The 16,776-nt window shown below is 71.7% G+C and carries 16 protein-coding genes and 2 tRNA genes; 5 read left to right on the top strand and 13 right to left on the bottom strand.

Annotated elements, in window-relative coordinates; all coding sequences use genetic code 11:
* The first annotated feature begins 26 nt into the window (after nt 1-26).
* Nucleotides 27-824, top strand: a complete 798-nt coding sequence (locus ACWG52_RS19695; RefSeq protein WP_389804612.1) for a hypothetical protein — start codon at nt 27-29, stop codon at nt 822-824.
* A gap of 129 nt (nt 825-953) precedes the next feature.
* Here ACWG52_RS19695 and ACWG52_RS19690 read toward each other — a convergent pair whose 3' ends face one another.
* Complete coding sequence (locus ACWG52_RS19690; protein WP_389804609.1) at nt 954-1,193, bottom strand: hypothetical protein; 240 nt, start codon at nt 1,191-1,193, stop codon at nt 954-956.
* Nucleotides 1,194-1,414: 221 nt separating this feature from the next.
* Between ACWG52_RS19690 and ACWG52_RS19685 the strand changes: the two genes are divergently transcribed.
* Nucleotides 1,415-1,807 carry a MarR family winged helix-turn-helix transcriptional regulator gene (locus tag ACWG52_RS19685; RefSeq protein ID WP_389804948.1) on the top strand — a complete coding sequence of 131 codons (393 nt, stop codon included), beginning with the start codon at nt 1,415-1,417 and terminating at the stop codon, nt 1,805-1,807.
* A gap of 85 nt (nt 1,808-1,892) precedes the next feature.
* On the top strand, nt 1,893-3,458 hold the full coding sequence (locus ACWG52_RS19680; RefSeq protein ID WP_389804945.1) for an MDR family MFS transporter: 1,566 nt from the start codon (nt 1,893-1,895) through the stop codon (nt 3,456-3,458).
* A 543-nt stretch (nt 3,459-4,001) separates the two neighbouring features.
* On the opposite strand, the gene ACWG52_RS19675 is transcribed toward ACWG52_RS19680, so the two are convergent.
* The 9 genes from ACWG52_RS19675 to ACWG52_RS19635 form a co-directional block, all read right to left on the bottom strand.
* Nucleotides 4,002-5,210 (bottom strand): IS701 family transposase, encoded by a 1,209-nt coding sequence (locus tag ACWG52_RS19675; protein WP_389808411.1) that lies wholly within the window; start codon nt 5,208-5,210, stop codon nt 4,002-4,004.
* A 164-nt stretch (nt 5,211-5,374) separates the two neighbouring features.
* Nucleotides 5,375-7,609: an ArnT family glycosyltransferase gene (locus ACWG52_RS19670; RefSeq protein ID WP_389804606.1), complete on the bottom strand. Its 2,235-nt coding sequence runs from the start codon at nt 7,607-7,609 to the stop codon at nt 5,375-5,377.
* On the bottom strand, nt 7,606-8,880 hold the full coding sequence (locus tag ACWG52_RS19665) for a glycosyltransferase (protein WP_389804603.1): 1,275 nt from the start codon (nt 8,878-8,880) through the stop codon (nt 7,606-7,608). Before ACWG52_RS19665 ends, ACWG52_RS19670 begins: the two co-directional genes overlap by 4 nt.
* 25 nt (nt 8,881-8,905) lie before the next feature.
* Nucleotides 8,906-10,444 carry a sensor histidine kinase gene (locus tag ACWG52_RS19660; protein ID WP_389804600.1) on the bottom strand — a complete coding sequence of 513 codons (1,539 nt, stop codon included), beginning with the start codon at nt 10,442-10,444 and terminating at the stop codon, nt 8,906-8,908.
* The gene (locus ACWG52_RS19655) at nt 10,444-11,238 is read right to left on the bottom strand and encodes a response regulator transcription factor (protein ID WP_389804598.1); all 795 of its coding nucleotides are present in this window, start codon (nt 11,236-11,238) and stop codon (nt 10,444-10,446) included. Before ACWG52_RS19655 ends, ACWG52_RS19660 begins: the two co-directional genes overlap by 1 nt.
* A 146-nt stretch (nt 11,239-11,384) precedes the next feature.
* Nucleotides 11,385-12,266, bottom strand: coding sequence for an amidohydrolase family protein (locus tag ACWG52_RS19650; protein WP_389804595.1), 882 nt, complete (start codon nt 12,264-12,266; stop codon nt 11,385-11,387).
* Nucleotides 12,250-12,588 (bottom strand): antibiotic biosynthesis monooxygenase family protein, encoded by a 339-nt coding sequence (locus ACWG52_RS19645; RefSeq protein WP_266383378.1) that lies wholly within the window; start codon nt 12,586-12,588, stop codon nt 12,250-12,252. Before ACWG52_RS19645 ends, ACWG52_RS19650 begins: the two co-directional genes overlap by 17 nt.
* Before the next feature lie 150 nt (nt 12,589-12,738).
* On the bottom strand, nt 12,739-13,632 hold the full coding sequence (locus ACWG52_RS19640) for a DUF2797 domain-containing protein (RefSeq protein WP_453125467.1): 894 nt from the start codon (nt 13,630-13,632) through the stop codon (nt 12,739-12,741).
* Entirely contained in the window at nt 13,629-14,063 is a 435-nt protein-coding gene (locus ACWG52_RS19635; RefSeq protein ID WP_033223357.1) for an Lrp/AsnC family transcriptional regulator, read from the bottom strand. The genes ACWG52_RS19640 and ACWG52_RS19635 overlap by 4 nt, the downstream gene beginning before the upstream one ends.
* A gap of 107 nt (nt 14,064-14,170) precedes the next feature.
* Here ACWG52_RS19635 and ACWG52_RS19630 point away from each other — a divergent pair, with 107 nt between their 5' ends.
* Nucleotides 14,171-15,082 (top strand): SMP-30/gluconolactonase/LRE family protein, encoded by a 912-nt coding sequence (locus tag ACWG52_RS19630; RefSeq protein WP_389804588.1) that lies wholly within the window; start codon nt 14,171-14,173, stop codon nt 15,080-15,082.
* A gap of 12 nt (nt 15,083-15,094) precedes the next feature.
* Here the strand turns inward: ACWG52_RS19630 and ACWG52_RS19625 are convergent, their stop codons facing one another.
* From ACWG52_RS19625 to ACWG52_RS19615, 3 genes are all read right to left on the bottom strand, one after another.
* Nucleotides 15,095-15,460 carry a PH domain-containing protein gene (locus tag ACWG52_RS19625; RefSeq protein WP_033223355.1) on the bottom strand — a complete coding sequence of 122 codons (366 nt, stop codon included), beginning with the start codon at nt 15,458-15,460 and terminating at the stop codon, nt 15,095-15,097.
* 223 nt (nt 15,461-15,683) lie between these two features.
* Nucleotides 15,684-15,756 (bottom strand) — tRNA-Arg (locus ACWG52_RS19620).
* Between the two features lie 218 nt (nt 15,757-15,974).
* Nucleotides 15,975-16,065, bottom strand: a tRNA-Ser gene (locus ACWG52_RS19615).
* Between the two features lie 186 nt (nt 16,066-16,251).
* Here ACWG52_RS19615 and ACWG52_RS19610 point away from each other — a divergent pair.
* Nucleotides 16,252-16,677 (top strand): SSI family serine proteinase inhibitor, encoded by a 426-nt coding sequence (locus tag ACWG52_RS19610; protein ID WP_453125464.1) that lies wholly within the window; start codon nt 16,252-16,254, stop codon nt 16,675-16,677.
* The last annotated feature ends 99 nt before the right edge of the window (nt 16,678-16,776 follow it).

Below are 16,776 nucleotides of genomic sequence, written 5' to 3'. Positions count from 1 at the left end.
GACTATCCGTCAGGAAAACTGGCGCGATGCGAACGGGATCGCGAGGGACCGCCGCCACCACCGCCCTGCTCGCCCTGTGCTGCACGGCCGCCGCGGGCCTCACCGGCTGCGGCGGCCCGGCGCGGGACGGCTATGTCGCCGTGGGCGCCGCGGCCCCGGGCCCCGAACGGGGTGCGGGGGAGAACGTGGCACCGCGGGGTCGGGTGGAGTTCGAACAGCTCGGCGGCCAGGACGCGACGGCCGGATCCGCCCGGTCCGACACGACCTCCGATACGTCGACCGGTCCGGCGGGATCGGCGACCACTGGCGGCTCCGCCCCGGGCGGAGCCACGACCACCGACCCCGGCGGCTCCGCGGGCACCCCCGGCACCTCGCCGGGGCCGGGCCGAACCCCACCGTCCTCCGGCACTCCCGGCACGCCGTCGGCGCCCACCACCCGGACCTCGCCGGGCGGCCCGGGCACGCCGACGGGCCCACCCGGCACACCCGGCACGACACCGCCGCCCCCGCCGTCCACACCGGCCCGGCTGACACTGTCCACACCGGTCCGGTCGGCCGCGGCCGACCGCTGGTGCGAGCGGGTCACCGTGACCTTCACCAACACCGGAACCACCGCGGCCCGTGCGGGCACGGTCAGCTTCGCGACGCACATCATCGGAGCCCTCGGCATCGACTGGGCCACGATCACCACGAACCAGCCCCTGCCGACGCCGCTGGCGGGCGGGGCTTCGACGACGCGGACCTACACGGTGTGCGTGGAGTCCTGGCGGGTGCCGCTGGGCATGCACGTGGACACCCGGACGGTCACCGCGACCTGGAGCTGAGCGGGGACGGAACCTCCGCGGGCGCCGGCCCCGGAGGGGGTCGGCGGCGTCCGTGTCGTCGGTGGCTCCGGTCGAGCCGTCGCGTCGCCGGCGTCCGTGGCGTCAGTGGCGTCGGTCGCGTCGGTCGCGTCAGTGCAGGACGACCCAGGCGGCCGCGCCCAGGACGAGCACGAGGGCGATGATCAGCCCGATCTTCGCGGTCGAGTTCGAGGATCCCGACCGCTGCTGCTCGGCGCGGCGCTGCTGACGGGACCCGGGACCCGCCTGGCGGGCCGGCGCGGCCTCCTCGACGAAGGCCTTGAACATCTGCGTGCTGCCCGCGGGGTCGTGGTTGCCCTCGGGGACCTGTGAGTTGTGGTTGTCAGCCATGGAGCAGGACCCTAGCCGGTTTTCCGATTCCTTTACCGCCCCACCCCCCAGATTCATTTGCCTGTAGCAACCATGCGCTTCTATGGTTGCCTCAAGCAACAAGATGGGGGAACCCGGTGACGACCGCGCAGACAGCTCCGACCCCGCACCGCGCACCGCCGGCACCGGCCGCACAGCCGGCACCGCCCGCGCAGCCGGCGCCCACCGCTCCGTACGCGGAGCTGGCCCGCCAGCTCACCGGAATCGGCGCGGTCAAGCGTGAGCTCGCCCGCAGCCTGCCCCCGGACTGCCCGCCCGGCGCCGCCGCCGTCCTGACCCTGCTCGACCGGCACGGGGAGATGCGGCTGAGCCGGCTGACCGAGTTCATGGGGGTCGACATCTCCGTGACCAGCCGCCACGTCACGCACATCGCCGAACGCGGCTGGATCGAGCGCGAGACCGACCCGGGCGACGGGCGCTGCCGGATCCTGCGGCTCACCCCGGCCGGGCGGGCGCTCCTCGCCGAGCTCGGCGCCCGTTACACGGCCTCGCTGGAGAGATCGCTGCGCGACTGGTCCCCCCAGGACATCGACGTACTGAACACCCTGCTGGCCCGACTCCGATCGAGCTTCTAGACAAAGGACAGACATGGCCCAGTCGGAGACGACGACCGACCACCCGCCCACGTCCGCGGCCACATCCGCGGCCGCATCCGTGACCATGACCCACCCGCAGATCATGAAGGCGCTGTCCGGGCTGATGCTCGGCATGTTCGTGGCGATCCTGTCGTCCACGATCGTCTCCAACGCCCTCCCCCAGATCATCAGCGACCTCGGCGGCACCCAGTCCTCGTACACCTGGGTGGTCACCGCCGCCCTGCTGTCGATGACGGCCGCCACCCCGCTGTGGGGCAAGCTGTCCGACCTCTTCAGCAAGAAGCTGCTCGTCCAGATATCCCTCGTGATCTACGTCCTCGGCTCCGTGGTCGCGGGCCTGTCCCAGAACACCGGCACGCTGATCGCCTGCCGCGTGGTCCAGGGCATCGGCGTCGGCGGCCTCTCCGCCCTGGCGCAGATCGTGATGGCCGCGATGATCTCCCCGCGCGAGCGCGGCCGGTACAGCGGCTACCTGGGCGCGGTCTTCGCCGTCGCCACCGTCGGCGGCCCGCTGCTGGGCGGTGTCATCACCGACACCGAGTGGCTGGGCTGGCGCTGGTGCTTCTACGTCGGCGTGCCGTTCGCGATCATCGCGCTGATCGTGCTCCAGCGCACCCTGCACCTCCCGGTCGTGCGCCGCGACGTCAAGGTCGACTGGCTCGGCGCCTTCCTGATCAGCGGCGCCGTCTCGCTGCTGCTGATCTGGGTCACGCAGGCCGGCGACTCCTACGAGTGGATCTCCTGGCAGACCTGGGCGATGACGGGCGGCGCGCTGCTGCTCGGCCTGCTGTTCGTCCTCGTCGAGTCCCGCGCGAGCGACCCGATCATCCCGCTGCGGCTGTTCCGCAACAAGACCATCTCCCTGGCCTCGGCGGCCTCCCTGTTCGTGGGCATCGCGATGTTCTCGGGGACCGTGTTTTTCAGCCAGTTCTTCCAGTTGGCCCGCGGTGAGTCCCCGACGATGTCCGGAATCCTCACGATTCCGATGATCGCCGGCCTCTTCGTCTCCTCCACGGTTTCCGGTCAGGTGATCACCAAGACCGGACGGTGGAAGGCCTGGCTCGTCTCCGGCGGCGTCCTGCTGACGGCCGGCCTGGGTCTGCTGGGCACCCTGCGTCACGACACCCCGTACTGGCAGATCGCGATCTACATGGCGCTGACCGGCCTCGGTCTCGGCATGATGATGCAGAACCTGGTCCTCGCCACCCAGAACCAGGTGGCCCCGGAGGACCTGGGCGCCGCCAGCTCGGTCGTCACCTTCTTCCGCTCCCTCGGCGGCGCCATGGGCGTCTCCGCGCTGGGCGCGGTCATGGCCCACCGGGTCACGCACTACGTCCAGGACGGCCTCGCCGCCCTCGGCCCGAAGGCCGCGGCCCTCGGCCACGGCGGCACCGCCGGAGGCGGGATCCCCGACCTCGACAAGCTGCCCGCGCCGTTCCGCGAGGTCATCGAGTCCGCGTACGGGCACGGCGTCGGCGACGTCTTCCTCTACGCCGCCCCGTTCGCGCTGCTCGGACTGGTCCTGGTGGTGTTCATCAAGGAGGTCGCCCTGAAGTCGAAGCCGGCGGCCCACGCCCCGGCGGCGTCGAACGAGCCGGCCCCCGCCACCGAAACGGCCGTCAAGGCCTAAGCCTGGCCCTGGGGCTGGGGCTGGGGCTGGGCCAGCTCCGGCCGGTCGGTCGGGGCCTTGGCCTCGATACCCGCGATCAGGATGTCGAGCGCGAGACAGAAATCGCCCTCCGGCGCCCGCCGAACCGTCCCCCCGCAGCCGGGCCGATGTTCGGGTGGGCGGCGGTGAGCGGAGCCAGCCACGGGTGGTCCGCCGGCACCCGCCGGTAGCCGCGGGCCGGCGCCTTCAGCCGCCCCGGCCAACCCGCGTCGCCACTCCCTCCCGGTCCAACCCTGAGGGTGCCTCGCCGCGGCGTCTGGCGGGTGCGGCGGGCCTGGCGGCCGGCCACACACTGGTGCGGGTCTCGCCGGGATCGGCCGCGGTCACCATGCAGGCATCCTCCTCACGACAGGTGGATCAGCCGGGAATGCCTGTTCCGCCCCCTAGTAGTGCTTTGTTAGGTGGTGTCGTAGGGCTGCCAGGGGGTGGGTTGTCGGCAGGTTGGGCAGGTGCCGGTCCAGGTGGCGATGAGGTGTTGGAGGAGGTCCAGGGCCTGGTAGAGGGTCAGGCCCTGGCAGGGGCTTTTGGGGTCCTCCGCTGTTCGGTGAGGAAGAGGTGGGCGGCGGTGACGAGGGTGACGTGGCGGTGCCAGCCGGTGAACGAGCGGCCCTCGAAGTGGTCCAGGCCCAGCCCCGTTTTCAGCTCGCGGTAGTCGTGCTCGATCCGCCAGCGTGACTTCGCCAGCCGGACCAGGTCCTTCGCCGGTATGTCGTCGGGCAGGTTCGAGATCCAGTACTTGACCGGTGCGTCGTGTCCTTCGGGCCACTGGGCGATCAGCCAGACCAGCGGGATCGTTCCGTCGGCTGCGGGTTCGGGCCGTCGGCCGGCGAGGCGGACGCGCAGGAGCACGAAGTGCGAGCTCATCGCGCCCTTGGAACCCTTGCGCCAGGTCAGGGTCCGGCCCCGGTCCCGGCCGGCGTCCATCACGTGTTCGCGTAAGGAGACCGGGCGGGTGCGGTAGCGCGGCAGAGGACGCGGCCCGAGGCCGCCGTATTCGGGCTGGTGCGGTTCGGCGTCCTGCCCGTGAGCGGTCATCTCGGCTTTCACTTGCAGGACGTAGGCCAGTCCGCGGTCTTCCAGGCCGTGGCGGAAGTCGGCGTTCGCGCCGTAGCCGGCGTCCGCGACCAGGGCGGCGGGCCGCAGGCCGGTGCCGGCGAGTTCGTCGAGCATGTCCAGTGCCAGCTGCCACTTGGGCCGGTGGTGTTCGGTATCGGGGATCCGGCAGGCCCGCCTGCGGGCCTCGGCTTCGGGCCCGTCCCAGGTGGCGGGCAGGAACAGGCGCCAGGAAAGCGGGCACGAGGCGGTGTCGGACGCGGCGTGGACGCTGACGCCGATCTGGCAGTTGCCGACCTTGCCCAGGGTGCCGGAGTACTGGCGGGCCACTCCGGGCGAGGAGCGGCCGTCTTTGGGGAAGCCGGTGTCGTCCACCACCCACACCTGCGGTCTTACCGCGGCAACCGCCCGCCACGCCAGCCGGGACCGGACCTGATCGACCGGCCAGGTCGAAGACGTCATGAACTGCTGCAACTGCTGGTGATCGACCCCGAGCCGCTCTGCCATCGGCTGCATCGACTTCCTGCGGCCGTCCAGCAGCAACCCCCGCAAATACAACGAGCCCTTCGACCGCTGGTCCCGCCGCACCAACGGCTCGAACACCTCAGAGGCGAACTCCTCCAGCCGAACCCGCGCCGCCGCAAGCTCCCCAGCCCTCATACAACCAGCGAACTACCAGACACCCGACGTGACAAGACCAGCTAACAAAGCACTACTAGGCGGTGGCCTGTCGATCGGCGCGGATCAGACAGCGGTGGGCCGGATCGGTGGGCAGCACCGATCCGGCCTGATCGGGCAGCGTTGCCCGGTGCCGTGAGACCTGGTCAGCTCGTCGGAGCCGTCAGGTCGTAGAAGGTGGCTCCGCCGATCGTGGTGGCCTTGAAGGTGGCCTCGATCCAGGTCTCGATGGCCGAGCTCGTTCCCCCGCCGGGGCCGCCACGACCACCGCCGGGGCCACCGCCCATGCCGCCCTCGGCGGCGCCGGCGCCGGCCGCGTCGGTGCTCGTGCCCTGGCCGATGAACCAGTGGATCTTCCCGTCCCGCACGTACTGCTGGAACTGCTCCAGGGTCGGCGAGGGGTCGCTTCCGTTGAAGCCGCCGATCGGCATGACGGGCGCACCGGAGGCCAGCTGGTAGCTCGCCGCGTTCTGGGAGCCGATGGCTGCCGCTGCCCAGGTGTACGTGTCGGCGTCGGTGGTGAGGGCCGTCTTGGCCTCGGCGCTCACCCGGGCACCGTTCAGCAGGCCCCCCGGACCGCCCTGGCCGCCACCGAACCGCTCGCCACCGCGTCCGCCCTGGCCGCCGAAGCCCTGCGGCATTGCGCCCATGCCCTGCGGCATCCCGCCCTGACCGCCCTGGCCGCCCTGAGCACCTCGGCCACCCTGGCCCTGGGTCGGCGCGCCCTGCGGCGGGACGCCGCCCTGCTGACCGGCGCCCGGCCGGCCACCGTTCTGCTGCCCGCCGGGGCCACCCTGGGGCATTTCCCCGGGACCGCCCGCCCCGCCGGGTCCGCCGAATCCACCCATCATGCCGCCGGGGCCGCCCCGGCCTGCCGCCACCGCCGGTCCGGCGGTCACGATGGAGCCGGTGTGCGCGGTGCTCACGGTGGTCAGGCAGTACGCGAACGGCCCGGCCAGTGCCGCCGCCACGCCCAGCGCCGCCGTGGCCTGCAGCGCCCGGCGCCCGGCCCGCGCCGCGAACGGCAGCGCGACCGCGGCGAGCAGCCCGCCCACCAGCACCGCCCAGCGCAGCCACGGCAGATAGCCGGTGGCGCGGCCGAGCAGTACGAACGACCAGACCGCCGTCAGGGCGAGCGTCCCGGACAGGGTGATCGCGGCGGCCTTGCCTCCCCGCTCCTCCCACAGCAGGGCGGCGCCCATGCCGATCAGCGCGGCCACGAACGGCGCCAGCGCCACGGTGTAGTACTCGTGGAAGATGCCCTGCATGTAGCTGAAGACGACCGCGGTGATCAGCAGCGAGCCGCCCCAGGCCAGGAAGGCCGCGCGAGCCATGCTCTCCAGTGAGTCGGTGGCCCGGCGGGCCCGCCAGGTGATCACCAGGCCCGCCACCAGCAGCACCAGGGCCGCCGGCAGCAGCCAGGAGATCTGACCGCCGATGTTGCCCGAGAAGAGCCGGTCGATGCCGGTCTCCCCCCAGCCTCCGCCTCCGCCGGCGCCGCCCCGGCCGCCACCGCCCACGCTGCCCGTCTCGTTGCCGTTGATCCGGCCCAGGCCGTTGTAGCCGAGGGTCAGTTCCAGGAAGGAGTTGTTCTGCGAGCCGCCGATGTACGGGCGGGAGGAGGCCGGCCACAGTTCGACGATCGCGACCCACCAGCCGCCGGCCACCACCATCGCGAGCCCCGCCAGCAGCAGCTGGCCCAACCGCTTGCGCAGCCGGGTGGGCGCGCAGACGGCGTAGAGCAGGGCCAGCGGCGGCAGGATGACGAAGGCCTGCAGGGTCTTGGTGAGGAAGGCGAGGCCGACCGCCACCCCGGCCCAGACCAGCCACCGGGTGCGGGCGCCGTCGAGGGCGCGCAGAACGCAGTACACGGTGACGGTCAGCAGCAGGGTCAGCAGCGCGTCGGGGTTGTTGAAGCGGAACATCAGCGCGGCGACGGGCGTCAGCGCGAAGGCGGCGCCGCTGAGCAGACCGGCCCCGGGACCGAACTGGCGGCGCACGGCCGCGTACAGGACACCGGTGGTCGCGACGCCCATCAGGGCCTGCGGTACGAGGATCTGCCAGGCGCCGAGCCCGAAGAGCCGGACGGACAGCATCATCGGCCACAGCGACGCCGGGGGCTTGTCGACGGTGATGGAGTTCCCGGCGTCGGAGGAGCCGAAGAAGAAGGCCTTCCAACTCTCGCTGCCCGCCTGTACGGCGGCGGAGTAGAAGGAGTTGGCGTAGCCGGAGGAGCCGAGGTCCCACAGGAGCAGGGCGGCGGTGGCGATCAGCAGCCCGACCAGGGAGGGGAGTTCCCAGCGGGGGCGGTCGACCGCGTGGTGGCCGGTACGGGCGCGGGCCTCGGGGACCGGGAAGAGCGAGGGTGCTGCCGTGGTCATCGGATGTCGTCCTTCGCGTTCACGGGAGTGTCGCGCCGCTCGGGGAAGACCCAGGCGCGGAAGAGCAGGAAGCGCAGCACGGTGGCGGCGAGGTTGGCGGTGATCAGCACGGCCAGTTCGGTGCTGTGCGCGGGTTCGGCGGTGGCTGCCCCGAGCGCGGCGAGGGAGCCGCTGGTGAGGGCCAGCCCGATGCCGAACACCACGAGGCCCTGGGCCTGGTGGCGCACGGCCCGGTCCCGGCCGCGGACCCCGAAGGTGAGCCGGCGGTTGGCGGCGGTGTTGGCGATCGCGGAGAGCAGCAGCGCGGCGCCGTTGGCGAACTGCGGGCCCGTCCCGGCACGGAAGGCGGAGTACAGGAGCAGGTAGAGCACGGTGGACAGCGCTCCGACGGCGCAGAAGCCGAGCAGCTGCCGGGCGAGTCCGCCTTCCACTTCGGGCAGTGCGGCGCGGTCGCGCGGATCGTCGCCGAAGGGGCGGGCGAGCCGGTCCAGTGGGAGCGCGCCGACCGCCAGTGCCCGGCCCACGCGCCAGACGCCCTTGAGGTCCTCGGAGGCGGTCCGGACGATGTGGACGGTGGAGTCGGGGTCGTCGACCCAGTCCACCGGCACCTCGTGGATCCGCAGCCCGGCGCGTTCGGCGAGCACGAGCAGTTCGGTGTCGAAGAACCAGCCCGTGTCCTCCACCAGGGGCAGCAGCCGCTCGGCGACCTCGCGCCGGATCGCCTTGAAGCCGCACTGCGCGTCGCTGAACCTGGCGGCGAGGGAGGACCGCAGCAGGAGGTTGTAGGCGCGCGAGATGAACTCCCGCTTCGCGCCCCGTACCACCCGTGAGGACCGGGCCAGCCGGGTTCCGATGGCGAGGTCGGAGTGGCCGGAGATCAGCGGTGCGACCAGCGGCAGCAGGGCGTTGAGGTCGGTGGAGAGGTCCACGTCCATGTAGGCGAGGACGGGGGCGTCGGAAGCGGACCACACCTGACGCAGGGCCCGGCCCCGGCCCTTCTCCTCCAGCCGGGTGCTGCGTACGCCGTCCAGTACGGAGGCGAGCCCGCGCGCGACCTCGGGAGTGCGGTCGGTACTCGCGTTGTCGGCGACCGTGATCCGGAAGGGGTAGGGGAAGGTCCGGGTGAGGTGCTCGTGCAGTCTGCGGACGCACGGGCCGAGGTCCTTCTCCTCGTTGAAGACGGGGATCACCACGTCGAGGACGGGCTCGCCGGCCACGAGCGCGAGGGGCGCCCTTGCCGGAAGGGCCCCGGGAGAGGTGTCGGTTCGCATGGTCCGACATTCCCGGGGCGCCCTGTCACCGCTGTGTGCTGAGCCTGTGCCCTGCCTGTGAGTCCGGCCGGTCCGGCCGCGCGTGCGGCAGCAGGACCTCGAAGCAGGTCCGTCCGGGCTCGCTCCGTACGTCGACCCGCCCGCCATGCGCCGTGACCACGGCCTGGACGATGGCCAGCCCGAGACCGGTGGAGCCGGCCGCACGGGAGCGGGAGGCGTCACCACGGGCGAAGCGCTCGAAGACACGGGGGAGCAGGTCGGGAGCGATCCCGGGCCCGTCGTCCTCGATCCGCAGCCGGACGGCGGATGTTTCACGTGAAACACGCGCGGTGACGGTGGTGCCCGGAGGGGTGTGCGTACGGGCGTTGGCGAGCAGGTTCACCAGCACCTGCTGGATCCGTGCCGGGTCGGCCCGGACGGGGGCCGGCTCCTCGGGCAGGTTCAGGCGCCAGTGGTGCTCGGGGCCCGCGGCCCGGGCGTCGCTGACCGCGTCGACGACGAGCGGGGCCAGGTCGGTCTCGGCGTCGCCGGTGGACAGCGGGCGGCCCGCGTCGAGCCGGGCCAGCAGCAGGAGGTCCTCGACCAGGCCGGTCATCCGGGTGGCCTCGGACTCGATCCGGCCGAGGGCGTGCCGGGTGTCGGGGCCGGGCTCCTCACGGCCCCGTCGGGTCAGTTCGGCGTAACCGCGGATGGAGGCCAGCGGGGTGCGTAGCTCGTGACTGGCGTCGGCGACGAACTGCCGGACCCGCATCTCGCTCTGCTGGCGGGCGGTGAGGGCGGAGGAGACATGGCCCAGCATCCGGTTGAGGGCCGCGCCGACCTGGCCCACTTCGGTGCGGGGGTCGGCCTCGGCGTCCGGGACCCGCTCGTGGAGGGCGGGCTCGCCCTTGTGCAGCGGGAGTTCGGAGACCCGGGTGGCGGTGGCGGCCACCCGGCGCAGCGGGCGCAGGGCGACCCCGACCAAGGCCTGCCCGGCAAGGGAGGCCGCGATCAGCCCGGCCAGGGTGACGCACAGCTCCACCCCGACCAGGGTGCGCACGGTGGAGTCGACGTCGCCCAGCGGGAAGGCGAGCGCGAGGCTTCCCTCGTGGGAGATCAGCACCCGGTAGCTGCCGAGACCGGGGAGCTCCGCGTCCACCGGCCCGGGCGTACCCTGCGCGGACTTCCGCGCGGCCTCGGCGAGGGCATTGCCCTGGGCCTCGGTCAGCGGCGGCGGCTGGTCGACCGACCATCCCTCGGCGCGGACGTTGCGAGCCGTCCCGAGGACGGTCCCGGCGGGATCGAGCCGGACCCCGGCGGCGTCGAGCGGGCTGCCGGGTGCCATGACGAAGCCGGCGCTGTTCTCCCGGGCCGGCTTCGCACCGGGCGCCCGGACGGCCATCCTCACGGAGGCCTTCAGCTGGTCGTCGAGCTCGGTGACCAGGTACGACCGCAGGGCGAAGGTGGTGACGGTCCCGATGGCCGCGCCCACCACGGCGATCAGTGCCACCGCCGAGACGACGAGCCGGGTGCGCAGCGACCAGGGCCGGCGGCCACGTGGCCGCCGTTTCCTGCGCAGGACCACTACCGGGCCGTCTTGGCCGGCTCGGCCGGCTCCGCCGGCTTGATCAGGTATCCGGCGCCGCGTCGGGTGTGGATCATCGGCGGCATACCGAGGCCGCTCTCCAGCTTCCTGCGCAGGTAGGAGATGTAGAGCTCGACCACATTGGCCTGACCGCCGAAGTCGTAGGACCACACCCGGTCCAGGATCTGCGCCTTGCTCAGCACGCGCCGGGGATTGCGCATCAGGTAGCGCAGCAGCTCGAACTCGGTGGCGGTCAGGTGGATCTCCCGGGTGCCGCGCACCACCTCGTGGCTGTCCTCGTCCAGCCGCAGATCGCCGACGGCCAGCACCGAACCGCCGCGCGCGGCCTGCGCCGCCCCGGAGCGCCGGACGAGGCCGCGCAGCCGGGCCACGACCTCCTCCAGGCTGAAGGGCTTGGTGACGTAGTCGTCACCGCCTGCCGTGAGGCCCGCGATCCGGTCCTCCAGCGAGTCCTTGGCCGTCAGGAACAGCACGGGGACCTGGGGGATCTCCCGGCGCAGCCGGCCGAGGACGGCCAGCCCGTCCATGTCGGGAAGCATGATGTCGAGGACGACCACGTCGGGCCGGAACTCCCGGGCCGCCCGCACCGCGCCCGCCCCGTCACCGGCGCTGCGGACCTCGCAGCCCTCGTAGCGCAGGGCCATGGACAGCAGCTCGGAGAGCGAGGCCTCGTCGTCGACGACGAGCACCCGGCAGGGCCCGCCGTCGGGCCGCACCAGGGCCGCGGGGTGGTTGGTGGACGTGGACGCAAGGGAGGTGGTCGTCGCAGTCATACCGATCACGCTGTCCCGTGCCTCTGAGAGCGTTCTTGTGCCTTCCTGTGAATTTCCTGAGAAAGGCATTCCAGGGAAGAGGCAGGACCACGGATCCGGACATCGGGACCGCACGCCGGGGGCCGTGCCCGATCCGGGCCGGGGCGTCAGCCGTCGAGTCGGAACAGCCGGGCTCCGTTGTCGTGACAGACCGCCCGCAGCCAGTCGTCGCCGAGGCCGAGCCGTTCGAGCGCGGCGAGCTGGTGCTCGTAGGGGTAGGGAATGTTCGGGAAGTCGGTGCCGAGGAGGATCCGGTCGCCGAGGTCCGCGAGGCGTCCGAGGTCCCCGGGTGGGAAGCCGCACATCCGCTCGGAGAAGTCGGTGAAGGCCATGGTGGTGTCCAGGCGTACCTCGGCGTACCGGTCGGCGAGGTCGAGGAAATCGGTGTACTCGGGCATGCCCATGTGCGCGATGACCAGCGGCAGCCTCGGGTGGCGGGCCAGCAGCCGGGCGATCGGCTCGGGTCCGGTGTGCTTGCCCGGGACGGGGCCGGAGGCGCAGTGGATCACGATCGGCAGGCCGGCCTCGGCGAGCAGCCCCCAGACGGGGTCGAGCCGGTCGTCGTTCGGGTCGTAGCCGCCGACCTGGAGATGCGACTTGAAGATCCGGGCCCCGGACTCGACGGCCTGGCGGACGTACCCGCTCACGCCCTCCTCCGGGAAGAACGTCGCGGTGTGCAGGCAGTCGGGGGTGCGGGCTGCGAAATCGGCGGACCAGGAGTTGAGCCAGGCGGCCATCGCCGGTTTGTGCGGATAGAGCATGGCCGTGAAGGCGCGGACCCCGAACTCCCGCAGGAGCGCGACGCGCCGCTCCTCCTCGTGCCGGTAGGTGATGGGCCACTCGACGCCGGTCAGCGGGCCGACCGCGTCGAAGTGGTCCCACACCTTGTCCAGGACCCGTTCGGGCATGAAGTGGGTGTGGACGTCGACCAGTCCGGGCAGCCCGAGCCGCTCCCGGAAGGCGCGGACCGCCTCAGCCGTTGCGGACAAAGCCGTGGCTCCGCTCGACGGTGGCGACGTGCAGGGTGTAGCTCTCGTACCAGTCGGAGCGGCCCTGCTTCATGGCCGCCTGGTGTTCGAGGTCCTTGCGCCACGCGGTGAGGGACTCGTGGTCGCGGAAGTAGGCGACGGTGATGCCCAGGCCCCCGGGGGTGCGGGCGGACTCGTAGCCGAGGTAGCCCGGGTTCGTCCGGACGATCTCCTTCATCCGCGCGAGGGTCTCGGGATATCCACTGTCGTCGTCGGTGCGGATGTTGCTGAAAACGGCCATGACATAAGGCGGTTCGAAGGCCGGTACCGGCTGAGTGGTCATGTCGAACACCCTCGGCCGAGCCGCCCCGGCATGTCCACCGGAATCGGCCCCGGAAGGCCAAAGGGATCCAAGTTTTGACCAGGGCCGCCACGATCGGGCCGTGCTCCACCCCGTGCTCCGCGCCAGGGTCCGGGCCTCGGTCCACTCGTGTCAGAACAGTCCGTCCTGCTCGGTGGGAGCCCCGAGGACGGCCGGGATCTGCGCCGTCGGGACCGAGGTCACCGCCTCGTCCCCCACGGCGACGAGCTCCCAGCCCGCCAGCAGCCGGGTGTCCACCACGAGTCCGTCGGCGAAGTGCAGATCGGGACCGGCCGCGCCCGCCAGCCGGCCCACGACGAACCCGCCGGGCACCATCTCGGTGAGCACCCGTCCCGGCCCCGGCAGACCCGGCAGGGCGTCCAGCCCGAACGCCTCGGCGTGGTCGACCACTTCGCAGCCCACCCGCTCCAGCGACTCCGGCCACCCGGTCAGCGCCGCCGCCCGTGCGTGCAGTTCGGCGACCTCCCGGGCCCGCTCGGACGCCGCCGGCAGGTGGGCCCGTACGCCGCGCTTACGGGCGTACGCGATCCGGTCGGGCACCCCGAGCGCCGCCCGCAGCAGCTCCTCGGTGCGCCGGGTGGCCATCAGCGGACCACGCCCGAGCCAGGCCCATGCCACCGCCCCCTGCTCCAGCAACCGGACCGAACCGCGTTCCTCGGCGGTGATCCCGACCTTGACCATGCCGGGCCCGAACCAGGCCAGGTAGACCCGGTAGGTGCGCGGATCGGCGGCGTTGGTGTCGGCCGCCACCGAGAACGACCGGTCGAGGCGGGCACACTCGGGGCACTGCGCGTTCCCCGCGCGGCCCGACACGGTCTCCGCGGTGGGGCAGGGGGTGCGCTTCCCGGCCCGCCGCACACCGAGGCAGTGCCGCTCCCCGCGGGCGGCGAAGGCGATCCGCCGCCCGTACGCGAGCTCGCTCACCCGCTCGCCGCGCCCCTCCCCGAACCACCCGATGGCGGGGCGCCCGTCCTTCCACCGGATCCCGGTGCACCACCAGGTCACAGCGGGAGCGGACGCTCGAAGAAGGTGTCCAGGACGACGGTGGCGTGCGTACCGCTGACGCCGTCGATGGCATAGAGGCGGCGCAGGACGTCCTGCAGCTGCTCGGTCGAGGCCGTCCGCACCTTGACCAGTACCGACGCGCTACCGGCGATGATGTGCGCCTCCTGGATCTCGGGGATCGCGGCGAAGTCTGCCCCGGACTCACCCATCCAGGCGTTGGAGTCGACCATCACGTAGGCCAGGACGCCGCTGCCGACGGCCGCCGGATCGACGTCGACGGTGGTCCGCCGGATCACCCCACGCTCGCGCAGTTTCCGTACCCGCTCGTGGGTGGCCCCCGCCGAGAGCCCGACGGCCGTGCCGAGAGCGGCATACGACTGGCCGGCGTCCTGCTGCAGGCGCAGGACGAGCGCACGGTCGATGTCGTCCACGCAATCTCCCTCTCATGGGCCTGTCGACCCTTGCGAAGACGGTACCTGATCCTGCAATCTCACCATCAGACCGAACAGAATTCGGTGAGACTCTTCCGGGGGGAATCATGTCTGCCATAGCCGACCTCGCCTTGTACGAGATTCTGGATGAACGCTTCAGGACCGGCCGCTGCGCCAACGGCGACGCCCGACTGGACCGGCTCCACGACGACTGCCGCTGGGCGGAGGGCCCGCTCTATCTGCCCGCCTGGCGGCAACTGGTGTGGAGCGACATCCCCAACGACCGGATGCTGCGCTGGGACGAGGCGACCGGCGCGGTCTCCGTCTTCCGCTCCCCGGCCGGCCACTCCAACGGCAACACCCTGGACCGCGAAGGCCGCCTGATCACCTGTGAGCAGGGCAACCGGCGCGTCACCCGCACCGAACCGGACGGCAGCCTCACCGTCATCGCCGACCGCTTCGACGGCAAGCGACTCAACAGCCCGAACGACGCGGTCGTCCGCTCGGACGGCTCCGTCTGGTTCTCCGACCCGGACTTCGGCATCACCAGCGACTACGAGGGCCACCGCGCGCCCAGCGAGATCGGCTCCTGCAACCTCTACCGGGCCGACCCCTCGACCGGAGAGGTCCGGCTGGTCGCCGACGGCTTCCTCGGCCCCAACGGGCTGGTCTTCTCCGCCGACGAGAGCGAGCTGTACGCCGCGGACACCCGGGCCGGCCACATCCGCGCCTTCAAGGTCACCGACGACGGCACCCTCACCGACGACCGCGTCTTCACCACCTGCCCCGGCGTCGACAACATCCGCTTCGACGACGAGGGCCGACTGTGGGCGGCCGCCATGGAGAACGGCGTCCGGTGCTACGCCGCGGACGGCACCTTGATCGGCCGCCTGCGCGTCCCCGAACCGGTTTCCAACATCGCCTTCGGCGGCGCCAAGAACAACCGCCTCTTCATCACTGCCACCACCTCGCTCTACTCCCTGGTGATGTCGGTGACCGGCCTGCCCCGCGTCCTCTGAGGGCCGGGCCGCCTACCGGGCGACGAACTGGGTCAGGATCGCCTGCACCTCGTAGATGTCGACACCCTTGGTGAAGGTCTTCTCGATCGGCGTCGAGCTGCCGGATATCCATATCTTGAGCTCGGCGTCGAGATCGAAGTGCCCGGCGGTCTCGACGGAGAAGTGCGTGATGCTCCGGTACGGGACGGAGTGGTACTCCACCTTCTTCCCCGTGAGCCCCTGCTTGTCGACGAGCACCAGCCGCCGATCGGTGAACAGGATCGTGTCCCGGATCAGCAGGTACGCGGCGTGCACCCGCTCCCCCTGCCCCAGCAAGCGCGCGTAGTCCCGCTGCGCCGACTCGGGGTCGACGGTGTGAGCGTTCCCGAACAGTCCCATGAGTGCCCCCGATTTCCGACTTACGACGTCCGACCTCGGACGATCTCCGAAAACCGTACCGACGCCGGCCCCTCGTCCGCGTCCCCCGCAGGAGCCATCCCACCCCCGACAACCTCCGGGGGACCCCGTCCCCATCAAGGAGGAGACGCCGGGCCTTCACGACAACCACAAGGACATACGACAGAGGCCCCCAGGATTTCTCCTGGGGGCCTCTGTCCTGCTGTGCACTCGGCAGGATTCGAACCTGCAACCTTCTGATCCGTAGTCAGATGCTCTATCCGTTAAGCTACGAGTGCTTGGGCTTCTCGGGGTTTTGCGCCCCGTTGGCCTTGCGAGAACAACAATACATGGACCTCGCCGGGACGCGAAATCCATTAGCCAAACCGCTTCTGACCTGCGGAAACGGCTCGGATGGAGATCATCCGGATGGCTTCGCGCAAAGGTCGGAGCCGGCCGGATCGCCCCGGAACGCAGCGAAGCCCCGGTCCGTCAGGACCGGGGCTTCGATGAGGTGCGGAGGCGGAGGGATTTGAACCCTCGATGGGGTGTAAGCCCCAAACCGCATTAGCAGTGCGGCGCCATAGACCGGACTAGGCGACGCCTCCAGCACACCCTCGCGTACGAAGGTGCGTGCAGATGATGACACAGGCGCAGGGCCCCTCACCAATCCGCTCCCACGGTACTAGGCGGGACGGGCGGAGGGCAAAGCCTTAAAGCGGCCGCGACACGCAACGTCGGCGCGCTCCGGTCGTTGGGCAGGCGTACGACGTACGGACGACCTGGAGTGCCCCATGCTGCGTCTCGCCGCCTTCGCCGTCACCTCCGCCCTGGCCGCCGCGGTGGCCGGGCCGCTACCGCCGCTCCCGCTGGGCCGGCTGCTGGCGACGCCCGACCGCCTCACCATCGCCATGGCCGACACCGGAAACCGCCAGTTGGACCGGGAGTACCGGCTCGAATGCGGCCCCGTCGGCGGCGACCACCCGGAGGCGGAAGGGGCCTGCGCCCGGCTGAACCAGTTCGCCAGGGAGGGCAAGGACCCCTTCGCCCCCGTCTCCAAGCGGCAGATCTGCACCATGCAGCACGGGGGCCCCGCCACCGCCCGGATCACCGGAACGTGGAACGGCCACAAGGTGGACGCCACGTTCCGGCGGACCGACGGATGCGAGATCCGACGCTGGGACGAGTTGGAACCTCTGCTTCCGAGTGGGCGTTCCTGACCTGGGAGGATGCGCGGGATGGGCGGTATCCACCACACATCGGCCACCCCATCGCGGGCCTGTGGCCTTAGACTCCTCCCGTGACTTGCCGGTAGTTGT

It is taken from the genome of Streptomyces sp. CLCI03 (genome assembly GCF_053615355.1).
This window is presented reverse-complemented; position numbering and strand designations above follow the sequence as displayed.